Source organism: Corynebacterium sp., assembly GCF_030535495.1.
Classification (GTDB): Bacteria; Actinomycetota; Actinomycetes; order Mycobacteriales; family Mycobacteriaceae; genus Corynebacterium.
In genome coordinates this window covers 1-15,632 of sequence record NZ_JAUNRW010000051.1, presented here as the reverse complement: position 1 = coordinate 15,632, position 15,632 = coordinate 1, and the positions used below count along the sequence as shown (strand labels likewise).

Below are 15,632 nucleotides of genomic sequence, written 5' to 3'. Positions count from 1 at the left end.
GGACGTTCCTCGACGAACACGAGGTGGCGGCGCTGACCCGGCGGGAGGGGTCGAAGTATTTGAATCCCCCCGCCCCCCGCTGATAAGATCACCCACGTCTCGGCGAGGGCTCCCAGGAGCCGTTATCGACGCGATCATAGGGTTTATTTCAGCCTGCGATGACTCGACGAGGACATTGTCACCTCAGACCAGAGTCGGTCGCAGGCTTTTTCGCTTGGCGGCCGTAAACAACAAGGAGATACAGCCACATGGCCAAGTACCCCACCCTGACCGCTGCCCCCCGCGAAGAGTTCGGTAAGGGCTACGCCCGCCGCCTGCGCGTTGCCGGCCGCATTCCGGGCGTCATCTACTCCCAGGGCGCCGAGAACGTTCACTTCTCCGTGGACCGTGTCGAGTTCACCGCCATCGTGCGTAACCAGGGCGTCAACGCCGTCGTCGAGCTCGACGTGGACGGCGAGAAGCACCTCACCATGATCAAGCACCTCGACCAGAACGTGCTCACCCTCAACATCGACCACGTCGACCTGCTGGGCATCAAGCGCGGCGAGCGCGTCGAGGTCGAGGTCCCGGTCGCCGTCGAGGGCGAGCCGGAGCCGGGCCTGATGTTCGTCCAGGATGCCGACGTCATCCTCGTCGAGGCCGACGTCCTCGAGATCCCGGAGTCCTTCACCGTCTCCGTCGAGGGCCTGGGCATCGAAGACAAGATCTTCGCCGAGAACGTCACCCTCCCGGAGGGTGTCACCCTGGCCGCCGATCCCGAGACCCTCATCGTCTCCATCACCGTTCCGGAGGAGGAGCCGGAGGAGACCGAGGCCACCGAGGATGGCGCCGGCGATGTCGAGCTGGCTGGCGAGGAGGGCTCCGAGAGCGCTCCGGAGACCACCGGCGAGGGCGAGGAGTAGACCACTCCCCCTGCCTGAGACGACCCCCGTTCACTGTGAACGGGGGTCGCTTCGTTGCTGTGCCACACTGGAATGGTGACTGACTCCCCGCTTCTCATCGTCGGCCTGGGCAATCCCGGCGCGCAGTACGCCGACACCCGGCACAACATCGGTGTCATGCTTCTCGACGAACTCGCCTCTCGCATCTCCCCCATGCCCGCCACCTTCTCCGTGCACAAGCGCACGAACACGGAGGTCGCCGAGGTCCGCCACCAGGGTCGTCGCCTGGTGCTGGCCCGCACCCGCGGCTACATGAACGTCTCCGGTGGGCCGGTCAAGGCCCTGGCGACGTTCTTCAAGATCGCCCCTTCGGACATCGTCGTCGCGCACGATGAACTGGAGCTGGGATTCGGCGAGGTGCGCCTGCGACTGGGCGGGGGTGACCACGGGCACAACGGCCTGAAGTCGGTCTCGAAGTCCCTGGGCACGAAGGACTACCAGCGCCTGGCCTTGGGAATCGGCCGACCGCCGGGTCGCATGGACCCGGCGGCCTTCGTCCTCAAGCCCTTCTCCCGGCAGGAGGCCGGGGAGTTGCCCTTCCTGCTTGCCGACGCCGCCGACGAGCTCGAGCGCACCCTCTAGCTCCTGTGCAACATCTCTCCTGCACAGCGTTCAGTTTTCTGCACAACCCCTGTTCGCGATCTGTCTAGACTTAGGAGTGTGCAGACTGGGGGCTCGAGCTAGATCGTCAGCTCGTTCTCGCGACCGGCGATGACGCGGTGGATGTTGTATTCCCACTCCTTGAGGGCATCCGGAAGCTCGCCCTTGGACGGGTCCTGCAGGTACTCGCGGCGATCCGCGTCGTAGTCCCACAGCCAATCCACGTAGGGGTACCAGGAGGTACGCCCGGCCTGGCGGAAGGTCTCGTTGCGGATGAGGCGGGAGACCCCGTCCACGTGCCACAGCTCTCCCCAGAAACGGCCGGTGGTCTGGATGCGGGCGCAGCGCGGGGCGCGCTCGCCGGAGACGTCGGCAAGCACGGAACCCCAGTCCAGTTCACCGGAGGCAGCCGCCTGAGAGGCGTAGAGCGCCAGGCACTCGGCGTCTTCCATCGCCATGACAGCGCCGGATGCCAGGTACTGCAGCGGCGGATGCGCGGCGTCACCCATGACGATGATGCGGTCGCTGACGACCCAGTTGTCCAGGGGCTCGCGGTCGGACATCTGCCACCAGGTGTCCAGCCACATCGAACCGAGGCGACCCTGGATGAAGTCGTGGGTGTGGTCGAAGGCGGTGCGGAACTCCTCGTTGTTGCCCCAGTCCTCGGGAACCGCGGTGCCCTCGGTGAGCGCCTTGAGGTAGCGGGGGGACTGGAACACGGCGACCTGGTTGAGCAGCTCGCCGTTGCGCAGCGGGTACTGGATGAAGTGGCAGCGCGGGCCGATGTAGCCGACGACGTCGGTGAGCCCCTTCATGTCCGGATCCTCGGGCAGCGCGGAGGTGCCGCGGTAGGCGACGTAGGCCGAGGGCACCGGCTCGTCCTGGACGATCTCCTTGCGGAACACCGAGTGGATTCCGTCGAAGGCGATGAGCAGATCGGCGTCGACGTCCTCGGTGCGGCCGTCGGCACGATGCTCGATGTGGACGGTAACGCCATTGTCTCGGGTGTCGGCGCCGAGGACCTGCACACCGTTGTGCAGGGTCGCACCGGCGTCCTGCGCGGCCGCGACGAGGATCGACAGCAGGTCGGAGCGGTGAATGACCAGGTAGCAGCCACCGTAGTGCGCCTGGAACTCCTCGCCGAAGTCCATCGTGAGGATCGGCTCGGTGGTGATGGCGTCGCGGAACTGCATGCGCTCCGGGAGGTAGCCGGCCTCGAAGACCTGGTCCTTCAGGCCCCACTTCTCCAGCATCTTCACGCCGTGGGGGCCGATCTGCAGTCCGGCGCCGACCTCCTTGAACTCGGGGGCTCGTTCGTAGAGGGTGACGTCGGCGCCGCGCAGCGCCAGGGCCAGGGCACCGGCCGCACCGCCGATACCGCCACCGGCGATGATGATCTTCTGGCCGCTGAGCTCGTCAGAGGAGCTGAGGATGTGGTCGGACATGAGAGACTTCCTTTTCTAACGGGGATCGGAGTGGGAAGAGATGACGGTGACGTTGGGGTTCGGCATCCGGCGGTGGATGAAGAACAGGACCACCAGCGACAGGGAGGACAACAGCGCGGAGCAGGCGAAGAGCAGGTAGTTCGAGCCCACGCCGAGGTTCCAGTTGAGCAGCAGTCCGGCGAGCTGCGGGGCAACCACCGCGCCGATGCGTCCGACGCCGAGGGCCCAGCCGAGGGCCGTGCCGCGCAGGTTGTGCGGGTAGAAGTTGGCCACGGCGGCGATGATGAGGATCTGCGTGCCGTGCGTACCCACACCCGCCAGGATGAGGATGACGTACACGGCCAGCACCGGCGGTTCGGTGAGCAGCATCAACAGGGCCACACCCGCCACGCCCGCGGCCACAGCACCCGACTTGAGGGGGCCGAAGCGATCGCCGGCCCAGGCGGTGACGACGGAGCCGAGGATGGCGCCGAGGTTGAGTGCCAGGGTGAAGTTGAGGGCGGCGCCGAAGTCGTAGCCTGCCGTCTGCATGAGGCGCGGCAGCCAGGTTCCCAGGCCGTACCAGGCCAGCAGGGTGACGAAGGTGGCGATGGAGAACCAGATGGAGATCGCCATGTATTTGCCGGTGAGCAGGTCCTTGAAGCCGGCGGGTTCATCCTCCCCTTCGCGCGCGGCGTGATCCTCGCGGATGGCCTGGTCGGAGGGGATGACCTTCATGGCGATGGGCAGGCCGATGACCAGCGGGACGATGGCGACGAGGAACATGAAGCGCCAGCCCCACTCCTCATGGGAGGGCACGATGAACTGGGCCAGGATGGCGGCGATGGAGCCGCCGAGCGGGACGCCGGACATCATGATGGTGGCCCACGCGGACATGGTCTTACGCGGGACCAGGTCGGAGGTCATCGCGTTGACCGACGGCACGAGGCCGCCGAGGCCGATACCGGCGAGCAGGCGGAAGGCGCCGAACATCCACGGGCTGATGGCGAACGCACACAGCAGGGTGAACACCGACAGGACGATGACGGATCCGATGACGGCGAACTTGCGGCCGACGCGGTCGGACATACGCCCCACCCACACCGCGCCGATGACCATGCCGAGGAAGGCGGTGGATCCGATGGTGCCGGCCTGGGCTGAGTTGAGCCCCCACTCCTCCATGAGCTCGGTCTGCACGGTGCCGTAGACAATGAGGTCATAGCCGTCAAAGACGACGAAGAACCAGCCGATGAGCACGGCGGCCAGGCGGCGCCCGCCGATGCCGAGGATGGTGAAACCTGAGCTGTCACCCATGTCGGGTGTCTGTGTGCCACGGGCCGCGCCGACGGCCGTGGACCCGCTGTGCGGGTTCGGGGAGATTGGTGCCATACGCACATCATCTGGGTGATCGGGGTTACAATCAAAGGTATTCCAGATAGCGGAAGGTGTGATCTAGATGTCACTCGCTCCCACCCACGGCCCACCCCCGCGGGAGTTTCTGCAGTCCGTGGACCACTCCCTCACCCTCATTCTCATGCTGCGAGACCGCGGGACACTCACTGTCTCCGGAGCCGCCGAGGAGCTCGGGGTGAGCCCCTCGACGGTGCACCGCTCCATGGCGATGCTCGTCTACCGCGGCTTCGCCACCCGCAGCGAATCCCGCACCTACCTGCCCGGCCCGGCACTGTCGTCGTCGAGCCTGCAGCCGGGCGTCGGCAATGAGCTCATCACCGCCTGCCTGCCCCACATGCAGGCCATCGCCACCGAGTCGGCCGAGACGACCCACCTCATGGTGCTGGTGGGCAACAAGGTCCACTTCCTCCACACCGTGGAGGGTTCCCATCCCGTGCGTGTGGGCATCCGCCGAGGTCAGGTCATGCCCGCCGAGCAGAACGCGGGCGGGCTGGTCATGCTGGCGGAGCGCTCCGCCGCCGAACTGCGCGCCCTCTACCCCGCGCTTCCCGACACCGACTTCGAGTCCCTGCGCCGACAGCTCCACCGCACACGCGGTCGCGGGTTCTCCATCAACAACGGCCTCTACGAGCACGACGTCTCCGCCATCGGCGTGTGCCTGCGCAACGATCTGGGCGACATCCTCGGAGCCATCACCGTCGCCACCCCGACGGGGCGATTCCGCGGAGTTCACCGACGCTGCGCGGAAATCCTGGTCAAGCATTCCCGGGATCTCAACCGCCGCCTGGAGGGCCTGCGCCTCACCGCTCCGGACATCAAGGCCTGACTCAGGGGTAGCAATGTCTACCCCCGGCCCGTTATTCCACATAGCGGAAAATCTTTGAGTCACAACCTCCAGCACCCTATGTTTGGGGTCACAACCACCCCTTGACCCGCAGGAGGTTCACGCATGAGCGAGAGCACCGACTACTCCAACAAGCACGTTGAATTCGTGGTCCCGGAGCCGACGCCTGAGGAACAGGCCGAGCTCAACGACATGTACGCCAAGATGGACGATCTCCACATGAAGCCCCTGTGGAACCAGATCGGTGGCCTCATGCCGAACGAGCCGGACCCGCAGGCCCTGGCCCACCGCTGGGACTGGTCCGAGCTGATCAAGCTGGCCCGCCGTTCCGGCGAGCTGGTCCCGGTCGGCCGTGGCGGCGAGCGTCGCGCCATCGGCCTGGCCAACCCGGGCCTGGGCGGCCCGACCTACATCGCCCCGACCCTGTGGGCCGCGATCCAGTACCTGGCCCCGGGCGAGAACGCCCCCGAGCACCGCCACTCCCAGAACGCCTTCCGTTTCGTCATCGAGGGCGAGGGCGTGTGGACCGTCGTTAACGGCGACGCCGTCCCGATGCGTCGCGGAGACTTCCTGCTCACCCCGGGCTGGAACTTCCACGGCCACCACAACATCGCCACCGAGCCGATGGCCTGGCTCGACGGCCTGGACATCCCGTTCGCCTACCAGATGGACACCGGCTTCTTCGAGTACGGCTCCGAGAAGCTCACCGACGAGTCCACCCCGGACTACTCCCGCTCCGAGCGCCTGTGGGCGCACCCGGGCCTGCGCCCGGTCGCCTTCCCGGGCGCCACCAGCTCCTCGACCATCGGCCGCTACGCCTGGGAGCACACCGACGCCGCCCTCAACGACCAGCTCGCTCTCGAGGACGCCGGATTCCCCGGTGTCGTCGGCCCGGGCCACGCGGCGATCCGCTACACCAACCCCACCACCGGTGGCGACGTCATGTCGACCATCCGCGCCGAGTTCCACCGCCTGCGCGCCGGCGCCTCCACGACCCCGGTCAAGGAGGTCGGCAACCGCGTCTTCCAGGTCTTCGAGGGTTCCGCCACCATCAAGGTCGGCGACCAGACCTTCGAGATGAACCACGGCGACGTCGTCAATGTCCCGTCGTGGAAGCTGTGGTCCATCGAGGCCGGCACCGACGGCGTCGATCTCTTCTGCTTCTCTGATCACCCGATCTTTGAGAAGCTGAATCTTGCACGTACCTACACTCCGGAAGGAATCTAAATCACCATGCGTCTTGCCACCATCCGCTCCGCCCAGGGCACCTTCGCCGCCCGCGTCGAGTCCGACACCACCGCCGTGCAGATCGACGGTTTCGCCAATGTCGGCGACCTGCTGCAGGAGGCCAACTGGCGCGAGGTCGCCGAGCAGACCAGCGGCGAGGAGATCTCCTTTGAGCTCAGCGACCTGGAGGCCGTCGTCCCGGCCCCCAAGAAGATCGTCTGCATCGGTCTCAACTACGCCAACCACATCAAGGAGATGGGCCGCGAGCTGCCCGAGGTCCCGACCCTGTTCGTCAAGTTCCCGGATGCCCTCACCGGCCCCTTCGACGACGTCCTCGTCCCGGAGTACGCCAACGCCGAGCTGGACTGGGAGGGTGAGCTGGCCGTGATCATCGGCAAGCGCGCCCGTCGTGTCAAGGAGGCCGACGCCGCCGAGTACATCGCCGGTTACGCCGTCATGAACGACTACACCATGCGCGACTACCAGTACCGCACCCTCCAGTGGCACCAGGGCAAGTCCTTCGAGAAGACCGCCGGCTTCGGCCCGTGGATGACCACCTCCGACTCCTTCGAGCTGGGCGGCGAGCTGGCCACCTACCTCGGCGAGGACAAGATGCAGACCACCCCGACCGACGACCTGGTGTTTAACCCGGCACAGCTGGTCGAGTACATCTCTCACATCTACCCGCTCGACGCCGGCGATGTCATTGTCACCGGTACCCCGGGCGGCGTCGGCCACGCCCGCAACCCGAAGCGCTACATCGGCGACGGCGACGTCGTCAAGGTCGAGATCGGCGGCCTGGGCTACGTCGCCAACAAGACGGTGTTCGAGTAATGACCCAGTCGTTCCACGATCTGTCCATCGCCGAGCGCCTCAACCTGACCCGCCGCGGCACCGCGCACTTCTCGGGCCAGCTGGCACTCATCGACAACGCCGAGTTCGGTCGCGACACTCTGCTGCCGGACTGGACCGTGGCGCACCTGGCCGCCCACGTGGCCTACAACGCCAACGCGCTGTGCAACCTCATGCACTGGGCGGAGACGGGCGAGGAAACCCCCATGTACTCCTCCCCGCAGGCCCGCAACGAGGAGATCGCCCGCGGTGCGACGCTTATTCCGGATGCCATCCGTAACCTGCACGACCACACCCTGGTCCGCCTCGACGTCGCCTGGCGCGACCTCCCGGAGCAGGCCTGGCAGACCGAGGTGAAGACCGCGCAGGGACGCACTGTCCCCGCCTCGGAGACGCTGTGGATGCGCACCCGTGAGGTGTGGCTGCACGCCGTCGACCTCGACGTCAACGCCGGTTTTTCCGACATCCCCACCGTGATCCTGCAGACCCTGGTCCCGGAAATCGCGGGCAAATGGCGCGGTGCCGGCGACGGCGCGGGCCTGGTGCTCGTGCCGGAGGACGGCGAGCGCATCGAGGTCTCCCCCGGTGAGAACACCGTGGAGATCCACGGTGACTGGGCCGGCCTGGCCCGCTGGGCCTCCGGCCGCGGCGACCGCGGTGTGACCTCCCCGCAGGGTGAGGTGCCCGCTCCCCCGCGCTGGCTCTAGCCCCTGCTTATCGACGCCCCGCCGTCCCCTCTTCCTGTCGAGGGGGCGGCGGGGCCAGTCATGCCCTAAGCTCGGCGAACATGCGTACAGCCTCGGGCATCAGTCGGGACGTCAGGTTAGCCTGTGGAGTCTGACGCGCTCGTCCTCCATTGCGGTGGATTCTCTCTCACAGTCGCGACATCTCCTTCTGCCTTTTCTCCCGTCGACGAGAGCACGGTGGTGTGGGAGTCCCGTACCGCTACTCCGGTGGGCGAGATTGACATCCGGGCCGCCATCTCCGACGAGCCGCACCCCGACGTTCCCGTTCAGGCCCAGCTGACGGCGCCGGATGGTTCCCCCGCGCATATCCAGGTGACCTTCACGGTGGGCTCCGCCGGACCACATCCACTGGACCCACAAGAGACAATGGACCACATGCGCCGGGAAACGCACATCCTCAAGTCAATGTCCCAGTCAGCAGCTGACTGGGTCAGCGTCGGTGCCTGTCAGAGCGGGCAGCACCTGCTCCTGGCCATGATTGCGGTGGCCACCGACGGGCGAGTGTGAGCTGTTCCTTGACACCTGCGCTGTCGTCAAAGACACGGCCCGGTTCTCCACGCGGAGTACCGGGCCGATCGAGCTACTTCAGCTCAGCGGCCTCGAGGCGACGCGGGTAGATCTGCGGGCGGGCGCCGGCGACCTCCTCGACGATGCGGATGACCTGGTTGGAGTAGCCGAACTCGTTGTCGTACCAGACGTAGACGACGAGGTGGCGACCTGAGGCGATGGTGGCCAGACCGTCGACGATGCCGGCGTGGGTGGTGCCGACGAAGTCGGTGGACACGACCTCCGGGGAGTGGATGTAGGAGATCTGCTGACGCAGGTCGGAGTGCAGGGAGACCTTGCGGAGGAAGTTGTTGACCTCGTCGCGGTCGACCTCCTTCTCCAGGGTCAGGTTGAGCACGGCCATGGACACGTCCGGGGTGGGGACGCGGATGGCGTTACCGGTGAGCTTGCCCTCGAACTCCGGCAGGGCCTTGGAGACGGCCTTCGCGGCACCGGTCTCGGTGAGCACCATGTTGAGGGTGGCGGCGCGGCCGCGGCGGGTGCCCTTGTGGAAGTTGTCGATGAGGTTCTGGTCGTTGGTGAAGGAGTGGACGGTCTCCACGTGACCGTGCTCGACGCCGTAGCGGTCGTTGAGGACCTTGAGCACCGGGGTGATGCCGTTGGTGGTGCAGGAGGCGGCGGTGATGATCTTCTCGTCGTCGGTGATCTTGTCGTGGTTGATGCCGTAGACGACGTTGAGCAGATCACCCTTGCCCGGCGCGGTGAGCACCACACGGGCGACACCCTTCGACTCGAGGTGCTGGGACAGGCCCTCGCGGTCGCGCCAGCGGCCGGTGTTGTCGACGACGATGGCGTCGGAGATGCCGTAGGCGGTGTAGTCGACCTCTGCCGGGGAGTTGGAGTAGATCATCTGGATCTTGGTGCCGTTGGCCCAGATGACGTCGTTGTCGCGGTCGACGGTGATGGTGCCGTCGAAGGCGCCGTGCACGGAGTCGCGGCGCAGGAGGGAGGCGCGCTTGACGATGTCATCCTCGGAGTTCTTGCGTACCACGACGGCGCGCAGTCGGACACCGCCGTAGGTGGCCTCGCGCTGGATGAGGATGCGGGCCAGGAGGCGGCCGATGCGGCCGAAACCGTAGAGGACGACGTCGCGGGGCTCGGCCTCGGAGCGCTTGCCGACGATCTCGGCGAGCTCCTCATCGAGGTAGGCACGCAGGTCGGTGCCCTCGGACTTCTCGAAGCCGGTGGCCAGACGGCCCAGGTCGATGGAGGCGGTGCCGAGGTTCATGTCGACGAGCTCGCGCAGGACCGGGATGGTCTGGTCGAGCTGCATCTCACGGTCAGCGACACGACGGGCGTAGCGGTGCGCCTTGATGATGTCGATGTCGGTGGCACCGACGAGCAGTCGTCCGAAGATGGAGACGACCACGTCGTTGTTGCGGTGAAGCTGGCCGATCAGCGGCAGCATCTCCTGAGCCAGGGCAATCTTGTCGTTCCAGTTGTTCTGCTCGGGCTGCGCGGTGGCGGTCACTGCTTTTCTACCTCCGTGGGTGTGGGGATACGTCCCCCCGACTTTAGCGCGACATCGCCTGTTCAGGCGTGAGACCGGCGAGAATCGCTGCGGTGGGCCCACCCCCGAGCTTGTCGACGCCCACCCCCACCAGGCAGTAGGCCACCTCCCGCGGGCGTTCCGCCCGCTCGGCCGCCTGCAGCGGCACAAGATACGGGTACACCGGCGGGATGTCCGGATTGTTCCGACTGAATTCCGTTTCCAACCCGCGGGCCACCCGCCCGCTGAAGGCGCGGGAGGCCACGGTCTGCCCGCCCTCGGCGAGGAGCTCGCGGTTGAGGGCGGAGGTGCCGGCTTCGTCGGCAAGCAGGAAGGCGGAACCGCAGGACACGGCGACGACACCGGGCAGCGCCAGCACATCGGCCACGTCGGCCGCATCCCGGATGCCGCCGGCAGCGATGAGCGGCAGGTCGACCACCTCGGCCACGGACCGGACAAGTTCGGACAGCGAACGGGTATCGGGTGTGACCTCGATGCTCCACGTGGAGCGGTGCCCACCGGCCTCCGGGCCCTGGACGACGAGGGCATCGGCACCCGCCTGCGCCGCCGCCTGTGCGTCAGTGGGATTGGTCACGGTGATCCACGCGGCGATTCCGCGCGCGTGCAGGGCATCGATCTCGCTGCGCGTGAAGGGGCCGAACGTCGCGGAGACCACCACCGGCGGATGTTCCGCCTCCAGCACCGCGGCGAACTTCGCGTCGAAGTCGTTCGACAGATCCACCTCGGGCAGCTCGCGATCGCCGGCGACGGCGTGGACGTCGGCAAGCGAGGAGAAGGGGGCCTGCCGGGTGAACAGGTTGACTCCGTATCGCCCTTCCACCTGCGCCATCTGCTCGACGAGGACGCTCGCGGGCGCCCCACCGGTGGCCAGGAAGCCGAGGGAACCGGCGGCGGCGGCCGCGGTGACAAGTGCCGGGGTGGAGGGTCCACCGGCCATGGGCGCGACGATGATCTGCGGAATGTCCATGTGTGAGACACTATCGCTCGTGTTCAAGATCTTCGACCTTTTCCGCCGTCAGCCGACTCCGGATCTCAGCGCCGACTGGATCATCATCGGCCTGGGCAACCCCGGAGCGAAGTACGACGCCACCAGGCACAACGTCGGTTACATGGCCGTCGATAAGCTCCTCGACGGCCAACCCCTCGCCCCCGTGCCCGGCGCCAAGGCGCACCATGCCCGGCTGCGCATCGCCGATCAGGACGTCCTCGTGCTGCGGTCGACGACGTACATGAACCATTCCGGGCAGGCCCTGGCTGGCCTCGATGTGCCGGCGGGGCGGATCATCGCCGTCCACGACGAGCTCGACCTGCCGGTGGGCACCGTGCGGGTGAAGAAGGGCGGGAACGAGAACGGCCACAACGGACTGAAATCCATGACCGAGCAGCTGGGTACCCGCGACTACCTGCGCGTCCGCATCGGCATCGCCCGCCCACCGCAGGGCGTGTCCGTGACCGACCACGTCCTCGGGCCGGTCGACGGCGGCGAGGACATCTCCCTGGCCACGGAGGCCTGCCGCCTCATCATCGAGCAGGGTCTGAACAAGGCACAGAACATCGTTCACTCCCGATGAAATAACCCTCATGTGCGGCTCACGGTGGTGTCATCTGCCGGCGGTGGAATAGGGGTGTGCCAGAAAGGCACACTCCCCTCAAGATAAGGACCACCGCCATGGACCTGCTGTCCTTCCTCAAGTCCCTCCTCGGATTCGGCTTCCTGTCATCCTTCGATGACTGGGACGACATCTTCGACGATTAAGGAGCCCCACCATGAACATCACCGCCCTCATCGCCGCCGTCATGGCGATGGTCACCTCGTTCACCGGCGGCATCATCCCCGCCACCTCGTCCCTGCCCATCCCGCCCATCGTCCATGACTGGGACGACGACCGCTGGGATGACGACGACTGGGACGACTAGTCCCGCGCACGACAACGGCGCGCCCCCACGGTGAGTGCGGGGCGCGCCGTTGTTGCGTCGATAAGCTACTTCGCCATCTGCGCGACGAGCTTCTCCAGATCACCGAGCATGGTCTCCAGCTCGCCGGCGCGGCGCTCCTGCGGGGCGAAACCGTTGTCGTCGACATCGTTGAAGATGGACAGCGACACCTGGTTACGCACGTCGTACTGCTCGAAGTTACCCACGATCTGACGCCACTGCTCCACCGCACGCACGCCCTCGGCCGCGCCGTAGGAGACGAAGGCCACCGGCTTGCCCTGCCACTCCATACCGAGGCAGTCGTAGGCGTTCTTCATGGCGCCGGGCACACCGTGGTTGTACTCCGGGGTGATGAAGACGAAGCCGTCGCAGGCGTCGACGGCCTGCGACCAGGCGGTGACGTTGGCGTCCTCGTACTGCTTGTTCGCGGCACCCGGAACGGTTGCGGCGGTGAGCAGCGGGACGTTGAGTTCCTTGAGGTCGAGGACCTCGTAGGTGGCGGCCTCGCGCTGCTGCGCGGCCTCGACGACCCACTGCCCGACACCTTCGCCGAAACGTCCGTCGCGAATGGATCCGATGACTATGCCGATCTTCATGTGCACTCCTACGAATTTGTTGACGAAAACACATCCAAGTGTACCTGGCACGGGCACAATAGAGATTGTGTCAGCCTCGACCATCGTCATCACGGGCGCATCCGACGGCATCGGTGCCGCCGCCGCCCGCCTCCTGCGGGCCGCGCTTCCCGACGCCCGACTCGTGCTCGTCGGCCGCAACCCGGACAAGACCGCGGCCATCGCCGCGGCCACCGGAGCCGAGTTCCACGTCGCCGACTACTCCCGCCTGGACGACGTGCGTGAACTCGCCGCCACCCTCCGTGGGCTGGAGCGTATCGACGTCCTCGCCAACAACGCAGGCAGCATGTTCGACGGCCCCATCCGCACCGCCGACGGTTTCGAACTGACCTGGCAGGTCAACCAGCTGGCGCCCTATCTGCTGACCAACCTGCTGCTGCCGAGACTGCTGGAGTCGCGCGCGAGCGTGGTGGCCACCTCGTCGATGGCCTCGGCTTTCCTGTCCCGCTTCAACCCGGAGGACCCGGAGACCCAGCGCAATTTCTCCCCCGCCCGGGCCTACGGCAACTCCAAACTCGGCAACGTCCTGTTCACCCGGGAACTGCATGCCCGCTACCACCACCGGGGGCTCAACGCGGTGGCCTTTCACCCGGGCGTCATCGCGACGAACTTCGGCACCGAGACGTCCGGCATCATCCACTACGGCTACCAGACGGCGATCGCCCGGACCTTCCGCCCGGCTCCGGACGGCGGACGCAATCTGGCGTACTTCGTCGCCGGCACGCCGGGGATCCACTGGGAGTCCGGCCGCTACTACAACGACAAGCGACGGCCGGGCATTCAACGCCGCACCTCGCGGGACCCGGAATTGGCCCAGCGGGTGTTCGAGGACGCGGCGCACGCACTCGGTGTGACCTGGGAGTAGCACAGCGACTACGCTCAAGGACTTATGAGCACCACCGCCGAAGCCGCACGCCGCCGCACGTTCGCCGTCATCGCCCACCCCGATGCCGGTAAGTCCACCCTGACCGAGGCGCTGGCGCTGCACGCGCACATCATCTCCGAGGCGGGTGCCACCCACGGCAAGGCCGGCCGCAAGGCGACCGTCTCCGACTGGATGGAGATGGAGAAGGACCGCGGCATCTCCATCGCGTCCTCCGCCCTGCAGTTCGAGTACGCGCCCGAGGGCCACGAGGGCGAGCCGTACATGATCAACCTCGTCGACACCCCCGGTCACGCGGATTTCTCGGAGGACACGTACCGCGTGCTCACCGCCGTCGACGCCGCCGTCATGCTCATCGACGCCGCCAAGGGCCTCGAGCCGCAGACCCTCAAGCTCTTCCGCGTGTGTAAGGCGCGCGGACTGCCGATCATCACCGTGATCAACAAGTGGGACCGCGTCGGCCGCGAGCCGCTCGAGCTGGTCGACGAGATCGTCCAGGAGATCGGCCTGCAGCCCACGCCACTGTTCTGGCCCGTCGGCATCGCCGGTGATTTCCGCGGCCTGGCCCGCGTCGGCGAGGAGGGTGAGGTCGAGGAGTACATCCACTTCATCCGCACCGCCGGTGGCTCGACGATCGCCCCGGAGGAGCACTACTCCCCGTCCGAGGCCGAGGCGCGCGAGGAGGACGTCTGGGAGACGGCCGTCGAGGAGGCTGAGCTGCTTGCCGCCGACGGCGCCCTGCATGACCAGGACCTTTTCGAGCAGTGCGTGACCTCCCCGCTCATCTTCGCCTCGGCGATGCTCAACTTCGGTGTCCACCAGATCCTGGACACCCTGTGCGCCATCGCGCCCTCACCGCGTTCCCGCGACTCTGATCCCAAGGCCGTCGAAGCCGCCACCACCGCCATCGACGAGGTCCGGGAGCTCGACGACGACTTCTCCGGCGTGGTGTTCAAGGTCCAGGCCGGCATGGACAAGAAGCACCGCGACACCCTGGCCTTCATGCGCATCGTCTCCGGCGAGTTCGACCGCGGCATGCAGGTCACCCACGCCCAGTCGGGGCGCTCCTTCTCCACCAAGTACGCACTCACCGTCTTCGGCCGCACCCGCGAGACGGTGGAAGCCGCATTCCCGGGCGACATCGTCGGCCTGGTCAACGCCGGTTCCCTGGCGCCCGGCGACACCATCTACTCCGGCCGTAAGGTGCAGTTCCCGCCGATGCCGCAGTTCGCCCCCGAGCACTTCCGCACCCTGCGCGCGAAGACCCTGGGCAAGTACAAGCAGTTCCGTAAGGCCCTCGAGCAGCTGGATTCCGAGGGCGTCGTGCAGATCCTGCGTAACGACGCCCGCGGCGAGGCCAACCCCGTCATGGCCGCCGTCGGCCCCATGCAGTTCGAGGTCATGCAGGCCCGCATGGAGGTCGAGTACAACGTGGAGACCGTCACCGACCCGGTCCCCTACTCCGTCGCCCGCCGCACCGATGCCGCTTCCGCCGCGGAGCTGGGCCGGCAGCGCGGCGTCGAGGTGTTCACGCGTACCGACGGCGAACTCATCGCCCTGTTCGGCGACAAGTGGAAGCTCGCCTTCATCGAGAAGGAGCACCCGGAGCTGACCATGGAACCGATGGTGGCTGATTAACGTGGCACTGTTCCGTCGCAAAGAGCTTGTCGACGTCCCCGCCGACACCGTGCGCGTCGATGCCCCGGGTATGTCCGTGCACACCGCCTCATCCATGGTGGTGCTCACCCTGCCCGCCTCCGGTGCGGCTTCGCTTATCGACGCCGCCACCTCCCGCCGCCCGGTCGCCCTCGTCGCCGGTGACCTGGTGGTCAACCTCATCCCGGTTCGCGACGAGCGATTGGTGCCCGCCCACGACCCGAAGCGCGGATGGATCATCCCGCTGACTGAGTCTGTGTCGGCGGATCTCGCGGCGCAGGTCGCCGGCGGAGTCGGTGCCTACGAGATCGAGGGGCTCAACCTCGGCGTCGTTGTGGAGTAGCTTGGGCACCTAAAGCCTGGGGTTAGGGACCCCCCCCCGCACTGTCCGCCGCTGCG

18 protein-coding genes are annotated in these 15,632 nt (G+C 66.9%); 13 read left to right on the top strand and 5 right to left on the bottom strand.

Annotated elements, in window-relative coordinates; all coding sequences use genetic code 11:
* The first annotated feature begins 248 nt into the window (after window positions 1-248).
* Together Q4F73_RS07725 and pth (Q4F73_RS07720) are read left to right on the top strand one after the other, a co-directional pair.
* On the top strand, window positions 249-902 hold the full coding sequence (locus tag Q4F73_RS07725) for a 50S ribosomal protein L25/general stress protein Ctc (RefSeq protein ID WP_303358774.1): 654 nt from the start codon (window positions 249-251) through the stop codon (window positions 900-902).
* A 72-nt stretch (window positions 903-974) separates the two neighbouring features.
* Window positions 975-1,523, top strand: coding sequence for an aminoacyl-tRNA hydrolase (gene pth / locus Q4F73_RS07720; protein WP_303358773.1), 549 nt, complete (start codon window positions 975-977; stop codon window positions 1,521-1,523).
* Between the two features lie 98 nt (window positions 1,524-1,621).
* Here pth (Q4F73_RS07720) and Q4F73_RS07715 read toward each other — a convergent pair whose 3' ends face one another.
* Both Q4F73_RS07715 and Q4F73_RS07710 read right to left on the bottom strand, forming a co-directional pair.
* Window positions 1,622-2,986, bottom strand: coding sequence for an FAD-dependent monooxygenase (locus tag Q4F73_RS07715; protein ID WP_303358772.1), 1,365 nt, complete (start codon window positions 2,984-2,986; stop codon window positions 1,622-1,624).
* 15 nt (window positions 2,987-3,001) lie between these two features.
* The gene (locus Q4F73_RS07710) at window positions 3,002-4,279 is read right to left on the bottom strand and encodes an aromatic acid/H+ symport family MFS transporter (protein WP_303358771.1); all 1,278 of its coding nucleotides are present in this window, start codon (window positions 4,277-4,279) and stop codon (window positions 3,002-3,004) included.
* Window positions 4,280-4,421: 142 nt separating this feature from the next.
* Between Q4F73_RS07710 and Q4F73_RS07705 the strand changes: the two genes are divergently transcribed.
* From Q4F73_RS07705 to Q4F73_RS07685, 5 genes are all read left to right on the top strand, one after another.
* Entirely contained in the window at window positions 4,422-5,204 is a 783-nt protein-coding gene (locus tag Q4F73_RS07705) for an IclR family transcriptional regulator (RefSeq protein ID WP_303358770.1), read from the top strand.
* Window positions 5,205-5,327: 123 nt separating this feature from the next.
* On the top strand, window positions 5,328-6,449 hold the full coding sequence (locus Q4F73_RS07700) for a cupin domain-containing protein (protein WP_303358769.1): 1,122 nt from the start codon (window positions 5,328-5,330) through the stop codon (window positions 6,447-6,449).
* Between the two features lie 6 nt (window positions 6,450-6,455).
* Window positions 6,456-7,283 carry a fumarylacetoacetate hydrolase family protein gene (locus Q4F73_RS07695; RefSeq protein ID WP_303358768.1) on the top strand — a complete coding sequence of 276 codons (828 nt, stop codon included), beginning with the start codon at window positions 6,456-6,458 and terminating at the stop codon, window positions 7,281-7,283.
* Complete coding sequence (locus tag Q4F73_RS07690; protein WP_303358767.1) at window positions 7,283-8,008, top strand: maleylpyruvate isomerase family mycothiol-dependent enzyme; 726 nt, start codon at window positions 7,283-7,285, stop codon at window positions 8,006-8,008. Before Q4F73_RS07695 ends, Q4F73_RS07690 begins: the two co-directional genes overlap by 1 nt.
* Before the next feature lie 246 nt (window positions 8,009-8,254).
* The gene (locus Q4F73_RS07685; RefSeq protein WP_303358766.1) at window positions 8,255-8,554 is read left to right on the top strand and encodes a hypothetical protein; all 300 of its coding nucleotides are present in this window, start codon (window positions 8,255-8,257) and stop codon (window positions 8,552-8,554) included.
* Between the two features lie 73 nt (window positions 8,555-8,627).
* Here the strand turns inward: Q4F73_RS07685 and Q4F73_RS07680 are convergent, their stop codons facing one another.
* Together Q4F73_RS07680 and Q4F73_RS07675 are read right to left on the bottom strand one after the other, a co-directional pair.
* Complete coding sequence (locus Q4F73_RS07680) at window positions 8,628-10,085, bottom strand: glyceraldehyde-3-phosphate dehydrogenase (RefSeq protein ID WP_303358765.1); 1,458 nt, start codon at window positions 10,083-10,085, stop codon at window positions 8,628-8,630.
* A gap of 43 nt (window positions 10,086-10,128) precedes the next feature.
* Window positions 10,129-11,091, bottom strand: coding sequence for a nitronate monooxygenase (locus Q4F73_RS07675; RefSeq protein ID WP_303358764.1), 963 nt, complete (start codon window positions 11,089-11,091; stop codon window positions 10,129-10,131).
* Here Q4F73_RS07675 and pth (Q4F73_RS07670) point away from each other — a divergent pair.
* The 3 genes from pth (Q4F73_RS07670) to Q4F73_RS07660 are packed head-to-tail and all read left to right on the top strand — an operon-like array spanning window position 11,090 to window position 12,041.
* Window positions 11,090-11,695: an aminoacyl-tRNA hydrolase gene (gene pth, locus Q4F73_RS07670; protein WP_303358763.1), complete on the top strand. Its 606-nt coding sequence runs from the start codon at window positions 11,090-11,092 to the stop codon at window positions 11,693-11,695. The two genes, Q4F73_RS07675 and pth (Q4F73_RS07670), sit on opposite strands and share 2 nt — an antisense overlap.
* 56 nt (window positions 11,696-11,751) lie before the next feature.
* Entirely contained in the window at window positions 11,752-11,880 is a 129-nt protein-coding gene (locus tag Q4F73_RS07665; RefSeq protein WP_303358762.1) for a hypothetical protein, read from the top strand.
* 11 nt (window positions 11,881-11,891) lie between these two features.
* Window positions 11,892-12,041, top strand: coding sequence for a hypothetical protein (locus Q4F73_RS07660; protein WP_303358761.1), 150 nt, complete (start codon window positions 11,892-11,894; stop codon window positions 12,039-12,041).
* A 65-nt stretch (window positions 12,042-12,106) separates the two neighbouring features.
* On the opposite strand, the gene Q4F73_RS07655 is transcribed toward Q4F73_RS07660, so the two are convergent.
* Window positions 12,107-12,655 carry an NADPH-dependent FMN reductase gene (locus Q4F73_RS07655; protein ID WP_303358760.1) on the bottom strand — a complete coding sequence of 183 codons (549 nt, stop codon included), beginning with the start codon at window positions 12,653-12,655 and terminating at the stop codon, window positions 12,107-12,109.
* Between the two features lie 67 nt (window positions 12,656-12,722).
* Here Q4F73_RS07655 and Q4F73_RS07650 point away from each other — a divergent pair, with 67 nt between their 5' ends.
* Genes Q4F73_RS07650 through Q4F73_RS07640 form a run of 3 tightly spaced genes read left to right on the top strand, consistent with a single transcriptional unit; the run spans window position 12,723 to window position 15,576 of the window.
* The gene (locus Q4F73_RS07650) at window positions 12,723-13,559 is read left to right on the top strand and encodes an SDR family NAD(P)-dependent oxidoreductase (protein WP_368660517.1); all 837 of its coding nucleotides are present in this window, start codon (window positions 12,723-12,725) and stop codon (window positions 13,557-13,559) included.
* A 24-nt stretch (window positions 13,560-13,583) separates the two neighbouring features.
* Entirely contained in the window at window positions 13,584-15,215 is a 1,632-nt protein-coding gene (locus tag Q4F73_RS07645; protein WP_303358758.1) for a peptide chain release factor 3, read from the top strand.
* A gap of 1 nt (window position 15,216) precedes the next feature.
* A complete protein-coding gene (locus Q4F73_RS07640; RefSeq protein WP_303358757.1) occupies window positions 15,217-15,576 on the top strand; it encodes a hypothetical protein in 360 nt (119 codons plus the stop codon).
* Window positions 15,577-15,632 lie beyond the last annotated feature (56 nt).